19 protein-coding genes are annotated in these 22,696 nt (G+C 58.2%); 6 read left to right on the top strand and 13 right to left on the bottom strand.

Features of this window, described 5'->3' with window-relative positions:
* Nucleotides 1-9 precede the first annotated feature (9 nt).
* The 8 genes from puhA to bchF are packed head-to-tail and all read right to left on the bottom strand — an operon-like array spanning nt 10 to nt 10,743.
* The gene (puhA, locus tag THS5294_RS08950; protein WP_038007424.1) at nt 10-774 is read right to left on the bottom strand and encodes a photosynthetic reaction center subunit H; all 765 of its coding nucleotides are present in this window, start codon (nt 772-774) and stop codon (nt 10-12) included.
* Nucleotides 775-796: 22 nt separating this feature from the next.
* Nucleotides 797-2,194: a PucC family protein gene (locus THS5294_RS08955; protein ID WP_058123585.1), complete on the bottom strand. Its 1,398-nt coding sequence runs from the start codon at nt 2,192-2,194 to the stop codon at nt 797-799.
* 38 nt (nt 2,195-2,232) lie between these two features.
* Nucleotides 2,233-2,916, bottom strand: coding sequence for a magnesium protoporphyrin IX methyltransferase (bchM, locus tag THS5294_RS08960; RefSeq protein WP_058123495.1), 684 nt, complete (start codon nt 2,914-2,916; stop codon nt 2,233-2,235).
* Nucleotides 2,917-3,816: a ferredoxin:protochlorophyllide reductase (ATP-dependent) iron-sulfur ATP-binding protein gene (bchL, locus tag THS5294_RS08965; RefSeq protein WP_116904390.1), complete on the bottom strand. Its 900-nt coding sequence runs from the start codon at nt 3,814-3,816 to the stop codon at nt 2,917-2,919.
* A gap of 55 nt (nt 3,817-3,871) precedes the next feature.
* On the bottom strand, nt 3,872-7,438 hold the full coding sequence (locus THS5294_RS08970) for a magnesium chelatase subunit H (RefSeq protein WP_058123496.1): 3,567 nt from the start codon (nt 7,436-7,438) through the stop codon (nt 3,872-3,874).
* Nucleotides 7,428-8,990 carry a ferredoxin:protochlorophyllide reductase (ATP-dependent) subunit B gene (bchB, locus tag THS5294_RS08975; protein ID WP_058123497.1) on the bottom strand — a complete coding sequence of 521 codons (1,563 nt, stop codon included), beginning with the start codon at nt 8,988-8,990 and terminating at the stop codon, nt 7,428-7,430. The genes THS5294_RS08970 and bchB overlap by 11 nt, the downstream gene beginning before the upstream one ends.
* Nucleotides 8,987-10,258, bottom strand: coding sequence for a ferredoxin:protochlorophyllide reductase (ATP-dependent) subunit N (locus THS5294_RS08980; RefSeq protein ID WP_058123498.1), 1,272 nt, complete (start codon nt 10,256-10,258; stop codon nt 8,987-8,989). Before THS5294_RS08980 ends, bchB begins: the two co-directional genes overlap by 4 nt.
* Entirely contained in the window at nt 10,255-10,743 is a 489-nt protein-coding gene (gene bchF / locus THS5294_RS08985; protein ID WP_038007657.1) for a 2-vinyl bacteriochlorophyllide hydratase, read from the bottom strand. Before bchF ends, THS5294_RS08980 begins: the two co-directional genes overlap by 4 nt.
* Before the next feature lie 307 nt (nt 10,744-11,050).
* Here bchF and THS5294_RS08990 point away from each other — a divergent pair, with 307 nt between their 5' ends.
* The 6 genes from THS5294_RS08990 to idi all read left to right on the top strand — a co-directional run bounded on the left by THS5294_RS08990 (nt 11,051) and on the right by idi (nt 17,267).
* Complete coding sequence (locus THS5294_RS08990; protein WP_038007410.1) at nt 11,051-11,839, top strand: cobalamin B12-binding domain-containing protein; 789 nt, start codon at nt 11,051-11,053, stop codon at nt 11,837-11,839.
* Nucleotides 11,840-11,866: 27 nt separating this feature from the next.
* On the top strand, nt 11,867-13,321 hold the full coding sequence (gene ppsR / locus THS5294_RS08995) for a transcriptional regulator PpsR (protein WP_233486444.1): 1,455 nt from the start codon (nt 11,867-11,869) through the stop codon (nt 13,319-13,321).
* A gap of 85 nt (nt 13,322-13,406) precedes the next feature.
* Complete coding sequence (gene chlG, locus THS5294_RS09000) at nt 13,407-14,309, top strand: chlorophyll synthase ChlG (protein WP_058123499.1); 903 nt, start codon at nt 13,407-13,409, stop codon at nt 14,307-14,309.
* On the top strand, nt 14,306-15,562 hold the full coding sequence (locus tag THS5294_RS09005; protein WP_038007404.1) for an MFS transporter: 1,257 nt from the start codon (nt 14,306-14,308) through the stop codon (nt 15,560-15,562). The genes chlG and THS5294_RS09005 overlap by 4 nt, the downstream gene beginning before the upstream one ends.
* A gap of 2 nt (nt 15,563-15,564) precedes the next feature.
* A complete protein-coding gene (locus THS5294_RS09010; protein ID WP_370736576.1) occupies nt 15,565-16,743 on the top strand; it encodes a geranylgeranyl diphosphate reductase in 1,179 nt (392 codons plus the stop codon).
* Nucleotides 16,740-17,267, top strand: coding sequence for an isopentenyl-diphosphate Delta-isomerase (gene idi, locus THS5294_RS09015; protein WP_058123501.1), 528 nt, complete (start codon nt 16,740-16,742; stop codon nt 17,265-17,267). Before THS5294_RS09010 ends, idi begins: the two co-directional genes overlap by 4 nt.
* A 6-nt stretch (nt 17,268-17,273) precedes the next feature.
* On the opposite strand, the gene THS5294_RS09020 is transcribed toward idi, so the two are convergent.
* From THS5294_RS09020 to pufL, 5 genes are all read right to left on the bottom strand, one after another.
* The gene (locus tag THS5294_RS09020) at nt 17,274-17,552 is read right to left on the bottom strand and encodes a hypothetical protein (protein ID WP_072936781.1); all 279 of its coding nucleotides are present in this window, start codon (nt 17,550-17,552) and stop codon (nt 17,274-17,276) included.
* 52 nt (nt 17,553-17,604) lie between these two features.
* Entirely contained in the window at nt 17,605-19,521 is a 1,917-nt protein-coding gene (gene dxs / locus THS5294_RS09025) for a 1-deoxy-D-xylulose-5-phosphate synthase (RefSeq protein ID WP_038007394.1), read from the bottom strand.
* 145 nt (nt 19,522-19,666) lie between these two features.
* On the bottom strand, nt 19,667-20,782 hold the full coding sequence (gene pufC / locus THS5294_RS09030) for a photosynthetic reaction center cytochrome PufC (protein WP_038007392.1): 1,116 nt from the start codon (nt 20,780-20,782) through the stop codon (nt 19,667-19,669).
* 1 nt (nt 20,783) lies between these two features.
* Entirely contained in the window at nt 20,784-21,761 is a 978-nt protein-coding gene (pufM, locus tag THS5294_RS09035; RefSeq protein ID WP_233486445.1) for a photosynthetic reaction center subunit M, read from the bottom strand.
* 2 nt (nt 21,762-21,763) lie between these two features.
* Nucleotides 21,764-22,621, bottom strand: a complete 858-nt coding sequence (gene pufL, locus THS5294_RS09040) for a photosynthetic reaction center subunit L (RefSeq protein WP_038007390.1) — start codon at nt 22,619-22,621, stop codon at nt 21,764-21,766.
* Nucleotides 22,622-22,696: the final 75 nt, after the last annotated feature.

A 22,696-nucleotide genomic window follows, 5' to 3' on the forward strand; every position in this document is an offset into this window, starting at 1 on the left:
GTCGTCGTCTTAGATCTGAGGCTCTTGACGCGCCGGGTCCGCGTAAAGTTTGCCACCGCCGATGTAGCCACAGATCTTGTCCTCCTCGAGCAAGGTCACCTGATTGGGCGACTTGGTCAGAGGAATGCCTGTGAAATGCTTGCCATAGAGCGACTTCACTTCCACGCGGTCAGCGTGAATGCGGGTCAGCTGGATGGGCATCAGGCGCGAGGAACCGTCTTCGTCCAGTTCAACAGACAAGTAGCGGACCAGCTGTTCGGGGGCGTCGATCCACATGTCGTTGATCATTCCGACGATAGAGCCGTCGGCTGCCTGAACCGGCAGACCACGGGGGTCACGACCAGCCGAAACGCGGAACGTCTCAGAGGCACCCATAGGCACGATCTTGGTGTGGCCGTGGCCATCCAGTTCGGGCAGATCGCGGCGCGCAGCCCAAGATGCGGGGCCAACGCCGTCAACCATCGGATCGCCGGTAGGCTCAAACGGGAACCCGTTCGGCACGGCCGACTGCTTGAGCGCCACATTGCGCTGAGACTGCACATCTGGGCCAGGCAGTGTGACGTCACCGCGGCCGTGGGGCAACTTGAACGTCTTGGGGTTAGGGACCGGGAACGGCCCTTGGTTTGCGGACTCGGTCCCGTCGTCGTTTTCGAGCGGGTAGCCTTCACGCATGTTTTCCGTTTGCAGATAGTAAATCAGGAGCGCGAAAAAGCCCCAGAATAGCCAGATCGAGAGACTGGCGAGATCGAAGTTGCCGAAGAATGGTTCCACCATGGGATGACCTCCTTGTTGGGCGTTATGTCGGGAAGTCGGCGAGTCCGATCTTGCCGCTTTCCAGGGATTGGGTTGTGTCTGTAGTGATGGTCCGCACCAGCGGGCCTAGGGCGATGAGCGTGACGAACAGCAGGGCTATTTCCATGTGGTACACCACGGAATAGCCGGTTGCCGGGCTCGCCAGCGCCTCTCCCAAGGCACCAGAGGTTGCGAATTGGTTGACGGTGTCGCGCGTGGCGCCACCGATAGCTGTCGAGAGACCTTGCGCAGTCGCTTGCGCAGCCCCCCAAACTCCGAGTGCGAGGCCACGCCCCGCCAAACCCTGCGCCGGCATCGTCATGGCTGCGTGCAATGTCGCAACTGCAAACAGTCCGCCGCCAAAGCCGATCAACGCAGCACCTGTAAAAAACAGGGGCATCGACATCATTGGGTTCGAAAAAATCACGGCTGAAAATGCGGCAAGGCCCACAAGGCAGCCGCGCCCCGCAAGCCGGTAGGGGTTCATATCCGCGCCGAGCCATTTGGCCGCCATGCCAAACGCCACCAGCGCACCCACCGCCCAAGACGCCGTCAGAAGCGTCGTCATCGACACCGACAGGCCAAGAATTTCACCGCCGTAGGGCTCTAGCAGGACGTCCTGCATGTTGAACGCCATAGTCCCAAGGAACACGACAGCCAGCAAACGGCCTGCGTTCCCGCCAGCGGCCAAATCGCTCCAAGCGTCACTGAACCGTGGCATTGGCGCTTCACGCTCGGCCTTGGTCATGGGGCGCACGCTTTCTTGTTTCCACAAGGCCACGACGTTCAGAAGCAAGGTCACAACGGCTGTGCCTTGGATCACTTGGATCAGCTTGACGGGGGTAAAGTCGCGCAAGAGTGCACCAAGGATAACAGCCGATACGAGCATCCCCAGCAGGAACGCCACGTACAAAAACGCCACAACACGGGGCCGAGTTTCATCAGTTGCACGATCCGCCGCCAGCGCAAGACCCGCTGTTTGGGTCATGTGCATGCCCAAGCCGGTCATCACAAACGCCAGCCCAACGGCAATTTCACCCGCGAACGGGATGTCATAGGCATTGTTGCCCGACAGAACCAATAAAGCAGACGGCATGATCGCCAGCCCGCCAAACTGCCAAAGCGTGCCAAACCAAAGGTACGGCAACCGCTTCCACCCAATCGCGGAACGGTAGTTATCGGAACGGTGCCCCAAAAGCGCGCGGAAGGGCGCGACCAGAACCGGCAGCGCCACCATCATCGCAACCAGCAACGCAGGCACATTCAGCTCAACGATCATCACCCGGTTCAGCGTGCCCAGAAGCATCACCGCCGCCATCCCGACCGAAATCTGGAACAGGGACAAACGCAGCAGTTTTGCCATAGGCAGGTCTTCAGACCCCGCATCCGAGAAGGGCAGCATCTCAAGTGTGAACTTGGTCAAAGGATGCGCTTCTTTGGTCACGTCGCGTACTCCATGCAGGTGGAGATGTAGAATCCGGAGGTCACGCGCTCGATCTCGCTTAGGGCGCCGGTGGCACCTGCGTAGGATGCCGCCTGTTGCAGCTTGGCCGGGGCGTGCGGGATCATGATGGGCGACCGGTCTGAGCGGGGGAAAACCTTGCCCATGGTCCAGAATGTCATCAGGAACGGCGTGCGCGGGGCCACCGTGAACACCAACGACTTGGACACACGCGCGTCCAAGGCCGCTAGCTTTTGTCCGATGTCGCCCGCCTCATAGTAGATCATAGAATCCATCGCGACGATGTAGTCGAACGCCCCAAGCTCGGGGGCGAACATATCGCCGGATTTGAACTGCACGTTGGGGTGCAGGTGGTGTGGCACGCGTTTCTTGGCGATCTCGATCAACGAGGGTGAGATATCAATCGCCACCACATCCGCGCCGCGATCCGCAAGGATCTCGGTCACTTGGCCAGCGCCACAGCCTGCATCCAACACGCGCGCGCCCGTCAGGTCTTGGGGCAGGCGCGATAGCATAATTTCACGCATCCGGTCCCGGCCCGCGCGTACGGTTTTGCGTACGCCCGAAACGGGCGCGTCCGAGGTCAGACGCTCCCATGTCTTGGTGGCGGTTTTGTCGAAATACGTTTCGACGCGCGCCCGGGTGGATGCGTAATCAGCCACTTAGTCGAACCCCAGCAATTCAAAGATATGGCGGTCTTCAAGCGGCGCGGGCGCCAGTGGATCAGTGCCAGCCCACAGCGTTTCGGCCATGCGGATGTATTCTTTTTGGCACTGGATGATGTCTTCATCATCGCCCATCTCAAACAGCGTCTTTTTCTTGAGCCGCGAGCGACGGATCGCATCCACGTCAGGCATGTGCGCGATGCGCTTAAAGCCGACGGTATCGCAATAGCGGTCCACCTCATCCGTATCCTTGGAGCGGTTGGCCACACAGCCCGCAAGCCGGACCTTGTAGTTCGCAGATTTTGCTTGGACGGCGGCGATGATGCGGTTCATCGCATAGATGCTGTCAAAGTCATTCGCGGTCACGATCAGCGCCCGGTCGGCGTGTTGCAGCGGCGCGGCAAAGCCACCGCAGACCACATCGCCCAGAACGTCAAAGATCACGACGTCGGTGTTTTCCAACATATGGTGTTGTTTCAGCAGCTTGACCGTTTGACCGACAACATAGCCGCCACAACCTGTACCTGCGGGGGGGCCACCGGCCTCAACGCATTGCACGCCACCGTAACCCACGGTCACAAAATCCTCGGGGCGCAGTTCCTCAGAGTGGAAATCCACATCCTTGAGGATATCGATCACCGTTGGTTGCAGCTTTCCCGTCAGGGTGAAGGTACTGTCATGCTTGGGGTCGCAGCCAATCTGCAAAACCCGTTTACCCATTTTGGTAAACGCCGCAGACAGGTTCGACGACGTCGTCGATTTGCCGATGCCGCCTTTGCCATAGACAGAAAACACCTTGGCGCCTTCGATCTTGAGCTGGTCGTCCTGGTGTACCTGTACGGAGCCTTCGCCGTCTTGGCCACGCAGGATGGGGGGCGCTTTGTCCAATGCCATCAGTGTTTTCCTCCTATTGGAAGCGCATTGTTTTGCGCGCCCTTATGATTCAGTTGTCTCATTCGGCAGCCATGGTCGTGAGACCCTCTAGCCGGTCTTCAAGCTCGTCCGCCGCGTCCTGAAGGGCCGCGAGCGTTGCCTCATCCGGCTGCCAGAAATTACGGTCGTTTGCTTCCAACAGGCGGTTGGCCATCCGAGCACTTGCCTGTGGGTTCAGGTCGGCCAGACGGCGGCGCATGTCCTCATCCAGCACGAATGTTTCGCTCAGTCGCTGATAGACCCACGGGTCCACTGCGTTGGTCGTCGCAGACCAGCCGAGCGTGTTGGTGAATTGCGCCTCAATCTGGCGCACGCCTTCGTGGCCATGCTTCAAAAGACCCTCGAACCACTTGGGGTTCAGGCTGCGCGAACGTGTTTCCAGCGCGACTTGATCTTGCAGAGTGCGGACCTTGTTGCCGCCACGGGTTTGGTCGCCGATATACACCGGCGGCTCCGTGCCCTTGGCGCGTTTGACCGCGCGAGAAATCCCGCCAAGCGTATCGAAATAGTGATCAACCGTCGTTACGCCCAGTTCAACGGACTCAAGGTTTTGATAGGCGATATCAACGTCGCTCAGCACATTATGCAGCAGATCCGTCGCCTTGGACGCCTTGCCATTGCGACCATACGCAAAGCTTTTGCGGTTCTCATAAGCGTCGGCCAGTTCACCCTCATCGTCCCACGCACCCGAGTCGACCAATGCGTTAACGTTCGCGCCATATGCGCCTTCGGCGTTGGAAAAGACCCGCAAAGCGGCCTGTTCCATGTTGCAGCCCATCTTGGTTGCATAGTCCAACGCATGGGCCCGAACGAAGTTCATCGCAACCGGCTCATCGGCAACAGCGGCCTGATAGGCAGCATCTGCCAACATCCGGGTTTGCAACGGCAACAGGTCGCGGAAAATACCAGATAGGGTCATCACAACGTCAATGCGTGGACGCCCCAGCTGTTCCAGCGGGATCAGGTCAGCGCCGCTTAGCCTGCCAAAGCTGTCGAACCGAGGCTTAGCGCCCATCAACGCAAGCGCCTGACCAATCGGGCCGCCATCAGATTTAATATTGTCAGAGCCCCAAAGCACCAACGCAATAGACCGTGGCAGCTCGGCGTGGGTGGCCAGCAGGGCATCCGCCTGTTTCCACCCATCCTGACACGCAAAAGCGGTGGGCATCCGGAACGGGTCGAACGCGTGAATATTGCGCCCCGTCGGCAACACATCCAGCGACCGGATCAGATCACCGCCCGGAACAGGCTTGATATACTGGCCGCTCAACGCGCGCATCAGGCCGTCAATCTCGGTTTCTTGCTGAAGCAGATGGTCGATCTTTGCGCGCGTCTCGCTATCCAAGTCAGGCATGACGCGGATATGTTCGGCCCGCTCCGCATCCGTGATCGGACGGCCCACAATATGCAGCCCATCAGGGATCAGCGCATCTTCGGTTTCCAACAGCTTCAACCACAGCGTTTGCGGGTCGCAATCGGTCAGATCAACGGCCTCAGCCTGTACACGGATCAGGTCCTCTAACTCGGCCCGCTCGCCCGCATCAGGGGCAAGACCACGCCAACGGGTCAGGCTGTCTTTCAGCTCCGCCAGACCTTTGTACAGTCCGCCAGACGCTAACGGAGGCGTCAAATGCGTGACCGTCACAGCCCCAGACCGACGCTTGGCCAAGGTCGCCTCGGACGGGTTGTTGGACGCATAGAGATAGACATTCGGCAGCTCACCAATCAGGCGATCTGGCCAATCACAGGCCCCTAGGCCTGATTGCTTGCCCGGCATGAACTCAAGCGCACCATGCATCCCAAAATGCAGGATCACATCAGCTTGGTACTGATTGCGCAGCCACAAATAAAACGTCGTGAACGCGTGGGTGGGGGCAAAGCCGGCCTCAAACAAAAGACGCATCGGGTCGCCTTCGTACCCAAACGTGGGCTGCACCCCGACAAAGACATTGCCAAAATGCTCACCCAGAACAAAGACGCCCCGCCCGTCGGATTGCACTTTGCCCGGCGCCGGGCCCCAAACGCTTTCGATTGCGGCAAGCGGCGGGGTCGTTCGCACGATCGTATCGGCATCCACGTGCGCCGCAACATTGGCCTGCTGACCGTATTGCTTGGAATTACCCTCAAGGATCGAGGCGCGCAAAATATCAACGCTTTCGGGAACATCTACGCTATAGCCCTGCGCCTTCATGGCGTGCAGAGTATTGTAGAGGCTCTCAAAAACGCTGAGGTACGCAGCGGTTCCAACGGCACCAGCATTCGGCGGAAAGCCAAATAGCACCACACCGACCTTCTTCTCGGCGTTTTCCTTACGCCGCAAACGGGCCAACCGCAGCGCCTTTTCCGCAAGCGATATGACCCGCTCTTTGCACGGCGCCATCGCCTTGGTGACGTCGCCACCATCGCACCCCATGTTGCAGCCATTGCACCCCTCGGCGCCATGACGCCCCGCAAATACGGTTGGGTTGGTCGCGCCATCAAGTTCGGGCAATGCGATCAGCATGGTTGTCTCAACTGGCCCTAGCCCCTGCGGCGCAGAAGCCCACTGACCCAGCGTCTGAAACTCTAGCGGATGCGCGGCCAGATAGGGCACATCCAGCTTTGATAGGGTCTCAACTGCGGCCGAGCTGTCGTTGTATGCAGGCCCCCCAACAAGCGAAAAACCCGATAGCGAAACCATCGCATCAATGGTGGCCCCATGCTCACTGAGAAAGAATTCCTCAATCGCAGGGCGACCATCAAGCCCCCCTGCAAAGGTCGGAATAACGCGAATACCCTTCGCCTCAAACGTACGGATCACATAGTCGTAATGCGCGGTATCACCGCTCAGAACATAGGACCGCATAAGCAACAGCCCGACAGTTACAATGTAGTTGTCCGGCTTGGGCAGCGCCTCTACGTCGGTCGTGATACGTTCCGGCAGATCAGGATGGTAGGCCCCAACATTAGGGTACTCAATCGGCGGATTGGACCGCCCACCGCGCAGCGTGGCATCCGACGCATAACGCCCGACCAAAAAGCGGACCATCTGCTCGATGTTCTCATCACTGCCGCCCAACCAGTATTGCATAGTCAGTAACCAGGCGCGCAAATCCTGGCTTTTACCGGGAATAAACTTGAGGATCTTCGGCAAGCGGCGCAGCATCTTCATCTGCTTTTCGCCGCTTGCGCCGGACGGCTTTTTCGACCCCCGAAGTTTCTTCATGAACTTCATAGCACCGGATGCGGGCTTGGACATGTCCAACTCCCCCATCTTCGTCAACGCAACAATCTGTGGGTCCGCAATGACCCCAATCATGGCATCACAATCAGGGCGACGCGCCTCCAGCGCGGGCAGGATCGCATTCACCTGATCCTCAAAAAAGATGAGGTTCGCAACGATGATGTCTGCATGCGCCACCGCGATCTTGGCTTCTTCAAGCGCTTCAGGATTTTCCGCCCACTCAGCGGCCGCATGAATTTCGACCGTCAGGCCGGGCATCTCGTCACTTACGCGGTCCAATACACGCTGCGCAGAGCCCAGCGCGTGACTGTCCAACGTAACCACCACAACGCGGTAGCCGGGGATATGCCGGTCATCGCGCATAATGCGCCTTCGCTTCATAAAGGGTGTCTTTGCTGATCTGGGTCATCCCCTTTTCAGCGGCATATTTCTCAGTGTTCCGCTTGGCTTTCCCGCGCACAAAGAAAGGGATCTTCTTCAACTCTTTCTCAGCATCCGCCAACCAAACCATCACATCAGAACCAAGGTTGTCGCTCTTTGGTTCCTCAATATCCCGGGGGGCTGGGGGCTGGCCCCCAGTATGTGCCCTCTCCTCGGGACGCGGCGCATGGCCACCGTGGTGCGACGGCCCCGCTTCATCATGAAACTCGAAATCCTCGCGGAACATCGCCAAAAGATGCTCCTCCAGACCCATCACAAGCGGGTGGATCCATGTATCAAAGATAACATTTGCACCCTCAAACCCCACCTGCGGGGAATATCGCGCAGGGAAATCTTGTACGTGAACAGGCGCAGAGATTACGGCACAGGGAATACCCAACCGTTTACCAATGTGGCGCTCCATCTGGGTGCCAAGGATCATCTCAGGCGACGCATCCTCAATCGCCTTTTCAACCTCAAGATAATCATCCGAGATCAAAGCAGGCACACCGATTTCCTTGCCCAGCGCGCGGATGTCACGCGCGAACTCACGGTTATAGCAGCCTAGCCCCACAACCTCGAAACCCATTTCCTCACGGGCAATCCGAACGGACGCCTTCACATGGGTGGCATCACCAAACACAAACACGCGTTTGCCGGTCAGATAGGTTGAATCGACAGATTTGCTCCACCACGGCTGGCGTAGACGGCTTTCGTCAACTTTAGGGTCTAAACCGGTGATTTCTCCAACCTCGGCCAGAAATTCACGGGTGGCATTCACGCCAATCGGAACCGTTTTCGTGAACGGCTGCCCAAGCTCTTTTTCCATATACCGTGCAGCCGTCTCGGCATGTTCAGGATAAAGCAGCACGTTGAAATGGGCGGCACCCAAGCGGGTTAAATCCGTGGGTGTGGCACCCATTGGCGCCACGACATTCACGTCGACACCCATCTCGGACAACAACCCGGTCAGTTCTTCGACATCGTCACGGTGGCGAAAGCCCAAACCGGTGGGCCCGATGATATTTGCTGTGGGGCGCGCGGTACGCTCCATTGGTTTGGCCAAGGCCCGAACCAGTTGGTAGAATGTCTCATCCGTGCCGAAGTTTTCCTTGCGGGAATAACTCGGCAGGTCCAGCGCGATGACCGGCACGGGCAAGCCCATGGTTTCGGCCAGGCCGCCGGGGTCATCTTGGATCAACTCAGCGGTGCAAGACGCGCCGACAATCAAAGCCTCGGGCTTGAACCGTTCATAGGCTTGGCGGCAGGCATCCTTGAACAGATAGGCCGTATCCGCACCCAGATCGCGCGCCTGAAACGTGGTGTAGGTGACCGGCGGGCGATGGTTGCGCCGCTCAATCATCGTAAACAAGAGGTCGGCGTAGGTGTCACCCTGCGGCGCGTGCAGTACGTAGTGCAAACCCTTCATGCCCGTTGCAACGCGCATTGCGCCGACGTGGGGCGGGCCCTCATATGTCCAAACAGTCAGTTTCATACGGCCAAGATCTCCTTGCGCCGAACGGGGCGCGAAAACAGACCTGCGAGATCACCGGCTTGTTCGTAAAAATGCACAGGGGTGAAAACCAACTCGATGGCCCACTTGGTCGTTAGGCCCTCGGCCTCTAGCGGATTGGCGAGGCCAAGGCCGCAAACCGTCAGGTCCGGGCGCGCGGCACGGGCACGATCAAGTTGCAGATCAACGTCCTGCCCCTCTGAAATCGTGGGGCCGGCAGGCATCAGCTCTAGATCAGGGCGGACAAGGCCCATGTGAATATACGGTGCGCCAACCTCAATCGCCTCCATCCCGCATTCACGGGTCAGAAAGCGGGCCAGAGGAATTTCCAACTGACTGTCAGGGAAAAAGAACACCGACTTGCCGCGCAATGCTTCGGCCGCTTGGCTGATCGCCTTGCGGGCACGGGCGCGTGGCGCCGCAGTCACGCGGTCGAACGTGGCTTCATCCACACCGAATTCATCCGCAATGGCCTTGAGCCAAGCGGTCGTACCCTCTTCGCCAAACGGGAACGGGGCGCGGATGGCCTTGGCCCCACGCTTGGACAACTCTGCGTCAGTGTCACCTAAGAACGGCTGCAACAGTGCATAGACCGTGTTGTCACCAACACCCGGCGCGCCATCGGCACGGGCGGCAGGCAAAACCCGAATGGGACCAATGCCCATATCGGACAACAGACCGATCGCCTGATCTTCAACAACGTCCGGCAACGCGCCGACCAACAGCAACTCACGCGCGTCTGTTTTGGGCAATCCGGGGACCATCGACGCAAGACAAGCATCTTCGCCTTGCGTAAAGGTCGTCTCAATCCCGGAGCCGGAATAATTCAAAACCCGTACGTGGGGGGCATGCTCTTCGGTCAGTCGCTCAGCTGCACGCTGAAGGTCGAGCTTGATGACCTCCGACGGGCAGGAACCCACAAGGAACAGCTGCTTAATGTCAGGCCGCCTTGACAGGAGGCGTGCAACCTCACGGTCAAGCTCTTGATGCGCGTCCGCCATCCCAGCGAGGTCTTTTTCCTCAAGGATAGCAGTGCCAAACCGCGGTTCTGCAAAGATCATCACACCAGCGGCTGATTGCAGCAAATGGGCGCAAGTACGGGATCCGACGACCAAAAAGAACGCATCCTGCATTTTGCGGTGCAGCCAGATGATACCTGTCAGCCCACAAAAGACTTCGCGCTGACCACGCTCCTTAAGGACCGGAGCATCAGCGCAGCTAGCGGATTGAATGTTGGACGGTTTATTCAAACGACCGCCTCCCCTTCGAGACGGGCCATGCGCAGCTTCAATAGAAACTGTCCGGCGTTGATGACGTAGGCAACATATGCCGCCAGGGCGAGCCACATTTGATCCACTGGCGACAGACTGCCCGTCAGGAGCGCCCAAATGTAGGCAGTGTGCAAAGCGATCACGACAAAGGAAAACACGTCTTCCCAGAAGAATGCCTTTGCAAAAAGATACTGGCCGAAAACGATTTTTTCCCAAATCGCGCCAGTGATCATGATCGCATAAAGAAAGAGAGTTTTTACCACGATGGAGATCGTGGCGGCCATGTAGCCCTCACCTGTCCACAGGTAGCGCGCCACCAAAACAACGGAAACTGCGAACACGAGGAACTGCAAAGGCGCCAAAACCCCTTGGATCAAGGTCCAAATGGTATTGTCGCGGCGCGTTCTCTCTTCCGGCGTATAGAGCCTAAAAGGCTCTTTGCGGTTCGGCGTCCGTGGGTCCATCACGAGCGACTCTCCCTTCTTCGTGTAATCTCCAATCTTCGCTATGCAGGACCTAAGTGTCAACTAAAACTTACACTGCTCTTGTTGACACTTGAAATATCACGCTATGGTTTCTTAGCGGGAAAAATGGGGGTGCTAACGGCTATTTACGCCACTCACGCCCACGAAGCCCTATTCAAAGGACTGCTCAGAGTGTCAGCTTTCATTGACATTTGGGTTAAAAAAGCGTAATTACGGGATTGAAGGTCTCCCGGCCCCGGTATCGCCAAGTTTGTGGCGCAGGGGGTGACTGCGGAGAGGTGAAATTATGGTCAACGGACCGAAAACTACGGCCCTGACATCTTCCGGACTGAACCACCGCGGCGGCGTAAACAGCTTGGCCGTGCAGGCGTTGTCAGTCCTCAAGGCCAAGGGCGGCGCGATTGCGCCCGATTACAAAAGCCCTCAGCTAGAGGCGATTTGTGACGCGTTTGTTGCACCCGATGAGGCTGAGCGGCACGAAGCGATTTCCGCGCTGCAATCGCACGGCCTTTCGAACACAGACATCATCGAACACATTATCCCCACCACCGCCCAACTGTTAGGTGACCGGTGGTTCGCGAACGACCTCAGCTTTGCCGACGTCACGATTGGCGCCGCCCGCTTGCAGGAAACCATTCGCGCGCTGAACGCCAAAGTGGCCCACGACCAAGTCTTGAGCGGAGACAGCATCCTTTTGGTTGTACCGCGCAACGAACATCACACGCTTGGCGTTTTTGTTGCCGCACACAAATTTCGCGCACTAGGCGTTGATGTCCAACTCGCCGTTGGCATGCACCCCGCTCAAGTCGCGCAAATGGTTAAAAAATATCGCTTTCCCGCGGTTGGGATTACGTCCTCGGGGCGGCGCAGCCTTAGTGCCGCAAGGGAGCTAGTAGATGCCGTCAGAAAAGCCGTGCCAAAGATAACACCAATTGTTATTGGTGGTGGGGTAACCAATCTACCGCTGGATATTAAGCAAATTACGGGCGCAGACCACGTTTCATCTGATCCCGAAACAGTCATAGACTTGTGCGGACTTGAAACTTCGTACAACTTGGAGGCGCAAAATGTGTAGTGAACTTCACTTAACGTTGCGCCAAGCATGGATGGACGTACAGGGATGAACACCCGCGAAACCGATTTTTGGAATGAGCGTTCCGGCCCCCGGATTGCGCCCGAGCACTTCAATAATATTGTTGCGACGGCAGCCGACCTGGCAATCATTCTAGACATCACCGGCAAGGTGCGTTCGGTGGTCGTGAACCCGCTGAACCCGACCCTTGGGCGGCTGGATCACTGGGCCAATCGCGACATCCGTGAATTCCTTGCAGAGGACTCGCTTTCAAAGCTTGAGGCCCAACTTGAGGCGCACAAAGGCGGTGCGGCAGACCCAGTCGACGCCATTGAGGTGAACCATTTCGACAATGCGAACTGGGAATTCCCGATTCGCTATACACTACACCGCACCGGCCAAGAGGGCGTTATTTTGATGCTTGGGCGCGATCTGCGCCCCGTAGCAGAGCTGCAGCATCGCCTCGTAAAGGCGCAACTCGCCCTTGAAAAAGACTACGAAACCCACCGTGATTTTGAAACGCGCTACCGCGTGATCATGGAAGCGGTACGCGATCCTTTTGCGCTAGTAGATGTGAACACAGGTCGGATCATTGACCTTAACTCTGCAGCGGCTCAGGTTCTTGGCGGCAACCAAGACAGCCTGTCGGGCGGCGCATTCACCCAAGAGTTTGAGGGCCGTCGTCGTGGCGAGTTCATCGAAGCTCTTAGCAATGGCGCCAGCGTTTCTGGCGCAGGCCCCGTTTCCGCCGAAACAAAACGCGGTGGCAAATCCGTTGTGATCCACCCCACCCTTTTCCGCGCCGCTGGCGACCGCGTGTTGTTGTGCCGGATCGAAACCGCCGAAAGCGCGGAGTTCATTGCCGAAGACCTCGCGCTGACGCTGTCGGGCCTGTACCGCGACGGCGCTGATGCGATGGTGTTTACCGACAGTCACGGCCAAATCCGCTACGCAAACGATGCGTTCCTATCGCTGTGCGATGCAGGCGCGCTATCGGACGTGCGCGGCAAAAGCTTTGGCGACTTCATGGCGCGCGGCTCGGTTGACCTAAAGGTGCTGACCGACAATGCGGCGCGCACCGGCAAAATGCGTGTCTATTCCACTCGGCTCGAAAGCACGTTTGGCACACAAGTCTCGGTCGAGGTTTCCGCTACGCACCTTGCGGGCACCACGTCCCCCGGCTTTGCCTTTGTGCTGCGCGACACATCGCGGCTTGAGGTCGTGCGGGAATCTGGCGGAATGCCACCTGTGCCCGGCGTGTCCGATGAGGCGATGCACAACGTTATGGATTTGGTCGGCTCTGCACCGCTCAAGGACATCGTCGCCGCAACAACAGATGTTGTAGAGAAGATGTGCATCGAGACGGCTGTTGAGCTGACCGACAACAACCGCGTCGCTGCTGCCGAAATGCTGGGCCTGTCACGCCAGTCCCTTTATGTGAAGCTCCGTAAATACGGGCTGCTGCACAAAGACGCCGACTCCTAAACCCGTCAACCAAACTAGACACTTTTGCACAGCAGGTGATTGGTTTCACTTGCCCGACTCTAGTTTGTTAAGTTATGCTGACAATATGACTGTCAGTTTAGATTTACACTCAGACCGTGTCTATCCAGAACCAGCGGCGATGCTTCGACTGATCAAACCGATCACGTGGTTTCCGCCGATGTGGGCCTATTTGTGCGGCGTCGTCTCATCGGGGGTTTCCCCGCTTTCACATCCAGTTCTTGTGATCCTAGGGATTTTCCTCGCGGGGCCAGTGGTTTGCGGGATGTCACAGGCCGCAAATGATTGGTGCGACCGCCATGTTGACGCCATCAACGAGCCTGATCGCCCCATTCCCTCGGGGCGTATTCCCGGGCGCTGGGGCCTATGGATTGCTCTGGCAATGTCTGCACTATCGCTATTTGTGGGCGCCTTTCTTGGCACATGGGGCTTTATTGCAACCGTCGTGGGTGTGCTCGCGGCGTGGGCCTATTCGGTCGAACCTATCCGCCTCAAACGCTCTGGCTGGTGGGGGCCCGGATTGGTCGGGCTATCCTACGAAAGCCTGCCGTGGTTCACAGGTGCAGCCGTTGTCGCCGCAAGCTTGCCATCGACCGAGGTCATCCTGCTCGCGCTCCTTTATGGGATCGGCGCACATGGCATCATGACGCTCAATGACTTCAAAGCCCTCGAGGGCGACCGCCAGATGGGCGTCAACTCCCTGCCCGTCACGCTGGGCCCAGAATGTGCCGCACGAGTGGCATGCTGGATCATGGCGATCCCGCAATGCATCGTCATCGGCCTGCTCATGCACTGGGGCCGCGAATGGTTTGCCTTTGCGATCTTCCTCTCATTGATCGTACAATTCATGGCCATGCAAACCCTGCTCAAGGATCCAAAGGGCCGCGCGCCTTGGTACAATGGCACAGGCGTCACACTATACGTGTTGGGAATGATGGTGGCCGCCGTTGCCGTTAGGGGGCTGGCATGAACATTGGCTGGCTCACCCTTGCACGACTGTGCCTTGTGAACATGGCGATTGGGGGCCTAGCCGCCCTGCCCGTCAATCTTTTCAATCGGTTGATGACTGTAGAGCTGGCCCTACCCGCCCTATTGCCCGGACTTCTGGTGGCTCTGCACTACGGCGTGCAAATGACCCGTCCCGTCTGGGGCCACAGGTCTGACGCAAAGGGCGGCCGGACACCTTTCATCATCGGCGGCATTGCCGTTGTCGGCCTAGGCGTGGTGCTCGCTGCAATCGGTATCAAAGCGGGTGAAACCTCAACTCCGCTCGCTCTTGGTATCTGGTTTGTGGCCTATTGCACCATCGGGATCGGCGTCGGCGCGGCGGGCACTTCGTTCCTTGCCCTACTGGCTGTCGCGGCACCAGCCGCGCGCAAAGGTGCGGCCGCAACACTGGCTTGGCTGTTCCTCATCGCGGGCGCGATAATGGCGTCCATCGGGACCGGCATCGCGCTGGAACCCTATAGCCCAGACCGCCTGATCACCGTGGTGACCGTCGTCTCAATCGTCGCCTTCGCGCTCAGCATCATCGCAACATTCCGGGTGGAGGCAGCGCTTGGCCCTGCCCCCCTCAAGCAAGACACCAATTTCAAAGCCGCACTTCGCAGCGTCTGGGCCGACCCATCGGCGCGCCGCTTTACCGGCTTTGTCTTTCTCTCAATCCTCGCGTTCTATCTGTCGGAGTTGATATTCGAACCCTTCGCCGGCCACGTCCACGGCCTTGGCCCCGAGGATTCAACCAAGCTATCCGGCGGCAAAGACGGCGCAGCCCTTATGGGCATGATCGCGGCTGGCCTGCTTTCAACCCTTGGATACGGGACTTTGCGGTTCTGGGCCGTGACGGGTTGTGTCATCTCGGCGCTTGGGCTTTTGGGCTTGGGTGGAGGCTTTGCCTTGATCCCATCGACGGTGATGCTGGGCCTTGGTAACGGCCTTTTCGTTGTGGGGGCCGTGGGTTCCATGATGACACTCGCCTCAAACCACGAACGCGAAACCGGCACGCGAATGGGCGTGTTCGGCGCGGCCCAAGCCATCGCAGCAGGCCTTGCTGGGCTGGTTGCCACTGGCACCCTCGACATCGCGCGGGCCTTTATGACGGACGCTGCCGCATATGGCACCGTCTTCACGCTAGAGGCGGTGCTCTTTTTGATGGCCGCGCTCATGGCGCTGCAAATACTAGACAAACGGCGCGAAACACCCGCGCTTCAACCAGGGGAATGACCATGTATGACGTTGTTGTCATTGGAGGGGGCCCGTCGGGCGCCACAGCCGCCGAAGACCTAGCGCGCGAAGGCCGCAAGGTTGCGATAATCGACCGTGCAGGCCGGATCAAACCCTGTGGCGGCGCAATCCCGCCCCGCGCCGTGCGTGATTTCAACATTCCCGACAGCCAGATTGTCGCGCGGATCAACACCGCCCGGATGATTTCCCCCACCTTGCGCCAAGTCGATATCCCAATTGAGGATGGCTACGTCGGCATGGTCGATCGGGAACACTTCGATGAATTCCTGCGCGTGCGCGCCGCCGATGCGGGTGCTGAACGGCACACTGGGACTTTCCTGCGGATTGACCGCGATAGTAACGGTACCCACGTTATCTATCGCGACAAACAAACGCGCGACGAAGTCCGCCTTTCGACCAAACTGGTGATCGGCGCAGATGGCGCACGGTCCAACGTGGCCAAACAAGAGGTCCCCGGCGGCGACAAGATCCCCTACGTGATCGCCTATCACGAAATCATCAAAGCCCCCGGTAAGATCGGCAGCTACGACCCTGCCCGCTGTGATGTGATTTATGACGGCAAGATCAGCCCCGATTTCTATGGCTGGGTGTTCCCGCACGGCGATTCCGCCAGTGTCGGCATGGGTACGGAAAACCCCGACGTTGATCTTAAACAAGCGACCGCTGATCTGCGTGCCGCCTCGGGCCTGACGGACTGTGAAACCATCCGCAAAGAGGGCGCGCCCATCCCGCTAAAACCAATGGAGCGTTGGGACAATGGCAAGGATGTCGTGCTTGCGGGTGATGCTGCGGGTGTCGTGGCGCCCTCCTCTGGCGAAGGAATTTTCTATGCCATGGTCGGTGGCCGTGTCGCCGCCACAGCGGCGGCTGCCTGCCTTGCGTCTGGTCAGGTCAAAGACCTTCGGATCGCGCGCAAACTGTTCATGAAGGACCACAAGGCGGTGTTCAAAATCCTTGGCGCAATGCAAAACGCCTATTATAGGAGCGACGAGCGTCGCGAACGGTTCGTGTCGCTCTGTCACGACATCGACGTTCAAAAGCTCACGTTTGAGGCCTATATGAACAAGGAATTGGTGAAAGCCCGTCCCATGGCGCATATCAAAATCGGCATCAAAAACCTTATGCACCTAATGGGTGTTATTCCGGCGACCCGCGCATGACAATTATGATCCCCGCTTGGGTCGACGGCACGTTGACCCCCGTTGAAAAACTGGAGGCCCATGTCAAAGGGCTCCGGCACAAGGCCATTTCGGTGTTTGTGATGGACGGGGATCATCTGCTGATCCAAAAACGCGCGGCGGGCAAATATCACACGCCGGGTCTATGGGCGAACACCTGCTGCACCCACCCCGAGTGGAACGAAAGCGGGATGGATTGCGCCCAACGGCGGCTTAAGGAAGAACTGGGCATCACCGGCCTGACGCTCGATCAACGCGAGACGTTGGAATACCGCGCGCCCGTTGGTGGCGGCATGATTGAGCATGAGGTCGTCGAGGTGTTTGTGGCAAATGCGCCTGACGTCACATGGGACCTCAACCCGGATGAGGTTGAGGCCGTGCGTTGGGTTCACACCGACGCCCTAACCGCGGATATCGCGCGCAACCCGGACCAGTTTACCGCATGGCTCCGCATTTACATGACGGAACACAAAGAGCGTATTTTCGGCGATCTGATCCGCGCTTAGCGCAGATCAGGAATACCCGATAGCCGTGTATTTGTTCACCAGCTCAGAAAAGACACCCTCGGTCGAAGGCTTCACCTCTTCGCGGTCCCACACTTCAGATCCCGGTTGCAGGCTGTGGACTTTGCAAATCTCGATGTTGCAAACGATCTGAAGCTGAACGCCAGCCACATCGGACAGCGTAATCTCGGAAATCGTCTCGATTTCTTCGGCTTCGTTTTCATCCGCAAATGCGGGGGCGAAGGCGGTGGCCGTCATAAGGGCCGCAACAAATGCTTTTTTAAACATGATAACCTCGTGGTTGGCAGACGCATCAACCTCCCACAGGTATTTGTTTAAACTATGACGTGGCCTTGGCTGTTTGTGGCGAAATTCGGACCCCAACAGCATCAAGCGCAGCCTTTGCGATATCACGCGCTGTCAGTCCCGCATCCGCGTACATATCCGCAGGGCTTGCCTGATCAATAAAGCGATCCGGCAAGGTCATCGTCCGGATGGCGACGCCCCCGTCCAGACGCCCGGTCTTGGCCAGCCAATGCAGAACCATCGCGCCAAAACCACCCTCACACCCCTGCTCTACTGTGATCAGCGCATCATGTGTTTCGACCAGTTGCGCGATCAAATCTGTGTCCAGCGGCTTGGCAAACCGGGCATCGGCCACAGTCGTGCTTAGCCCACGGGCATCCAGTTCTTCTGCGGCGGCAAGCGTTTCATTCAAGTGCGCACCAAAGCTGAGCAGCGCCACGCGGTCACCCTGTTTCACGATCCGGCCCTTGCCGATTGGCAGGACCTCGCCTTGTTCGGGCATATCGCAGCCAACGCCCTCACCCCGCGGATACCGCAGAGCAATGGGGCCGCTGTCGTGCGCAGCCATTGTGGCCATCATATGCACCAACTCGGCCTCATCGGCGGCGGCCATAACGGTCATGTTGGGCAGCGTCGCGAGGAAGCAAATATCGAACGCCCCCGCATGGGTTGCGCCATCCGCACCGACAAGCCCTGCCCGATCGATGCAGAATCGCACCGGCAGATTTTGCAGCGCCACATCGTGGGCAATCTGATCGTACCCGCGTTGCAGAAAGCTGGAATAGACCGCGCAGAATGGTTTCAACCCGCTGGCCGCCATCCCGGCCGCAAACGTCACGGCGTGTTGTTCTGCGATACCAACATCAAACACCCGATCCGGATAGACCTTTTGCATCACATCAAGGCCCGTTCCACCGGGCATGGCGGCAGTGACGGCGACAATCTTGGGGTCGGCTTCCGCCTCCGCCAAAAGACGTTTGCCGAACACACCAGTGTAGCTAGGGGCATTGGGTGCTGACTTTTGTTGTTGCCCGGTCGCGACATCAAACTTCGCAACCCCGTGATAGCAACAATCCGACAGTTCCGCAGGGTTGTACCCTTTGCCCTTCACGGTCACCGCATGGATCAGAACCGGCCCAGTAGCCTGTGCCTTTGCGGCGCGCAGAACACTCAAAAGCTGCCCCATATCGTGGCCATCAATCGGCCCCACATAAGTAAAGCCAAGTTGTTCGAACAGCGTCGCATCACCGGTTGCACCAGTCATCAGCGCCTTGGCGCGCTCGGCACCTTCACGAAACGGGCCGGGCAGGTGTTTGGCGATCTCATCGGCCATTTGGCCAAACGGGGATTTTGATAATTCACTCAGGTAACGGGACATCGCGCCAACCGGCGGTGCAATCGACATTTCATTATCGTTGAGGACGACAAACAAACGTCGCCCCTCACTGCCGGCGTTATTCAACGCCTCATAGGCCATGCCCGCGCTGATAGACCCATCCCCAATGACGGCGATTGCGTCGCCCGTTGCCTCACCCAAATCGCGCGCGGTGGCAAAGCCAAGGGCTGCGGAAATCGAGGTGGAGGAATGCGCAGCACCGAACGGGTCATATTCGCTCTCGGAGCGTTTGGTGAAACCGGACAGGCCGTCTTTTTGACGAAGCGTCAGCATACGGTCGCGCCGTCCGGTCAGAATTTTGTGCGGATAACACTGGTGACCCACATCCCAGACCAGCTTGTCATGGGGGGTCTGAAACACAGCGTGGATCGCGGTCGTCAGCTCGACCACCCCAAGGGATGATCCAAGGTGACCGCCAGTCTCAGATACGGTCCAGATCGTCTCAGCCCGCAGCTCATCTGACAGGCGGGCAAGATCGCCATCGGACATCCGGCGCAAATCGGCGGGTGAATGGACTTTGTCCAACAAGGGGGTGTTGGGGCGCGGGTTGGACATGGTCGTTCCTCCCAGTGTCGTAAGTAAAAAAACGCGCCGCTCGGGTATGCCCCTCGCGACGCGTCAGTCGTGCCTATAGTCAAAGGGACGCCATAGGGCTTTGGGAACCGGCGCCCCCACGATGCGGGGACGCCAGAGGGATAGTTCACTCGTAAACCGGTGTGCCGGTTGTCGCGAGTTCGGGCCAATCCGCGATCACGTTCAGGCCGCCCATGGGTTTCTGGTACCCCTTGTGGCAGGTCTTACACGCGGCTTTGGGTGCATCCGCATAAAGAGGTCCAAGCCGATGATCTGGCAGGACATCTTTGATCGGCAGGATCCAATCGGCATTAATCTCCTGCGCCATCGAGATCCCAAGCGAGGCAGTGGCCCATTGGGGCGTCACCTGACCGGGGTCATAGAAGGCACGGCTGTTGTGACAGAACACACAGTTCACGCCCAACGAATTGGAGAAATAATTCATGAAGGAATAGGTGCGCTCGGTCTGTTGGATCGAGGCAACTTCGCCTTCTGCAATGGAGCCAGCCACACGGCTTTCGAGGTCATGCACGCCAATCGTCTCATACTCGATGAGATATTGGTACAACGCATCAGACGGAAGCGAGGTGAACTGCGACAGGGTCGTTGCGCGGTTCTGGTTCGCGCTCCAGCCTTGGGCATTTTCGTTCACAGGGTCGATCCGGAACCAAACCTCGGAAGGCACAGCCTCACCACGGTGGCAGGTGTAACAGTTCACACCGACCTCTTGGTTCGCTTGGACGTGTCCAACCCAGTTTTCGTTGATGCTTTGCGTCATCTGGATCATGTTCCGGGCAACGACCTTGGTATACAGGTCATCGTCCGCGTAGATCCCCTCATCCGCACCGGAGTGACAATATGCACACCCCTCATCCGGCGCGACCCACTGGGTCATCGCGTTCATGAGGCGGTTGAAGTTCGCATCCGTCAAATCACCCAGAACCTGCACGTTCTCATAGATATCACCGGCCAGCTCTTCACCCTCTTCGGGGATATAAGGCTCATCCGTGTAATAATCCTCGATCGTGGGATCAGGTGTGTTGATGTCGGTCACGTACTTCGCCACGTGCATCCCCGTTCCGCGGGGACCCGTTTGCATCGAGTCCGTCGCGAAGGGTTGGCCGAAGCTCACCAGAAGGGCTGCCGCGAACACGGCGGACCCTGCGGCCCCAACAACAATGGCGGGGCCATAGATGTTGGTGGGGTTTTTAGAGTTCCATTCAGTAAACCACTTGGGAAACATCTTATTGTCCTCCCTCAACATATGACTCGTAGCCATAGGGTTCGAGATATTCAGGGGCGAAGTAGTGCTCCTGTGCCCAGATGAACCAGTTGTCCACGACCGTACCTGTCAGCAGGATACCGATGCCACCCGTGATCGGGGTGAGAACAGCAAACCACCAAGCCCAGCGGTGAATACCTTCCATCGTAGCGTTGAAACCCATGGTCCAGCGCCAGAACAAGGCAGCCCGTTCCGAGGCAGTGCCGCGGTCATAGATCTGCTCTAGCTCACGGTCGCCGCCGTAGCGGGTCACGGCCAGAATGGTCGCGCCGTGCATGGCGAACAACAGAACCGAGCCATAGAGGAACACGATGCTGAGGCAGTGGAAGGGGTTGTAGTACAGGTTGCCGTAGCGGATCGAGAACGCCGTGGTCCAGTCAAGGTGCGGGAAGATGCCATAAGGCACAGCTTCCGACCAAGACCCCATCAGGATGGGACGGAACAGGCCCAGCACGAGGAACAACCAGATCGCAGCGGCAAATGCCCAAGCGACGTGTTTGCCCATCTTGTGCTGTTCGGCCAGCGAGTAGGTCCGCAACCACCAGCACGACACCGACACCAGCAAGAAGAAGCTGGAGATGATGTACCAACCACCGTCATTCAGCGGCGGCATCCGCAGGCCGTATTCCGGCGAGGGCGGCTCAAGCGCCAACCAGAACAACTGACGGATGAACTCGGGGATCGACCAACCCACCTGAGACAGCATGTTGAAGCCAACGATGTTGAACCACAACAAACCAGTCGCGAGTGAGATAATCCCGTAGAACCCAAGGTAGATCGGGCCCAATTGGGCGTTCCCAAGGATACCGACAAGAGTGCTGAACGTCGCGGATTTGGTCCGCTCTGCCGACATCTCGCCGCTGTCATCCATGCCCATTTCGGGCTCGGCTTGCACCTGCACTTGCGTGAAGATGTTTTGATATTCAGGCCACATGGTCATGATTACATCCCTCCTGCTGCAGCTGCTGCGCGGACAGAGGGCCAGATCGGCAGATCAAGCCACCAATTCCACCACTCAGGCCAACCTTTGGTCCAGACCGGGCCAGAGATGATGATACAGATCGCCGACCAAAAGCCTGCGTTCAGTGCCAGCAACAGGCCAACACGGTGAATGCCCAAGGTGCCAACGGAGTACCCGATGAAATCTCGAAAGAAGGTATCTTCGTGATCGGGTGTTTTGGCTTCCTCGCCCTTTTCAGGGTTGGCCGCCGACAAGATCAGCGCGCCGTGCAACGCCAACGCAAGCGTCGTGGTGAAGAAGAACGTCACCGCCAACATGTGCGCAGGGTTGTAGTGGAAGTGGAGGTAGGAATAGCCAACGTTAGACACCCAGTCGAGGTGGCTAAAGATCCCGTACGGGAAGCCGTGACCCCACGCGCCCATCAGCAACGGGCGGAAAACAACCAGCGTCACGTAGGCGAAGACAGCGAAGCCGAATGCAACGGGGACGTGGTAGCCCATGCCCAGTTTACGGCAAATCTCGACCTCGCGCAGACCCCAACTTACGAAGGCGCCGACCGCACAGAACGTGATAATTTGCCAAAGCCCGCCCTCCATGAGCGGTGCCATACCCAACCCGTACTTTAAGTCGGGGGGGGCGATATTGATGATCCAGGGGTTAAACGTGCCCTGCATGGCAGCCCCCCAGAATATTAGAATTGTCCCGAGAGCGGCGAAGAAGATCGTCGTTACCCCAAAGAAGCCCACGTAGAATGGACCGACCCAGAAGTCGAACAGATCGCCACCGATCAGCGTCCCTCCGCGGACGCGGTATTTTCTCTCGAAGCTGAGCAGTGCCATACTCTTTCTCCGCGTTTTTATGCCGGCGTTAGGCGATCATCTGATCGATATCGTCATCGGGCCGTCGTATTTAAA

Origin of the sequence: Thalassobacter stenotrophicus, from assembly GCF_001458315.1 — a bacterium.
In the GTDB taxonomy this organism is placed as follows: Bacteria; Pseudomonadota; Alphaproteobacteria; order Rhodobacterales; family Rhodobacteraceae; genus Thalassobacter; species Thalassobacter stenotrophicus.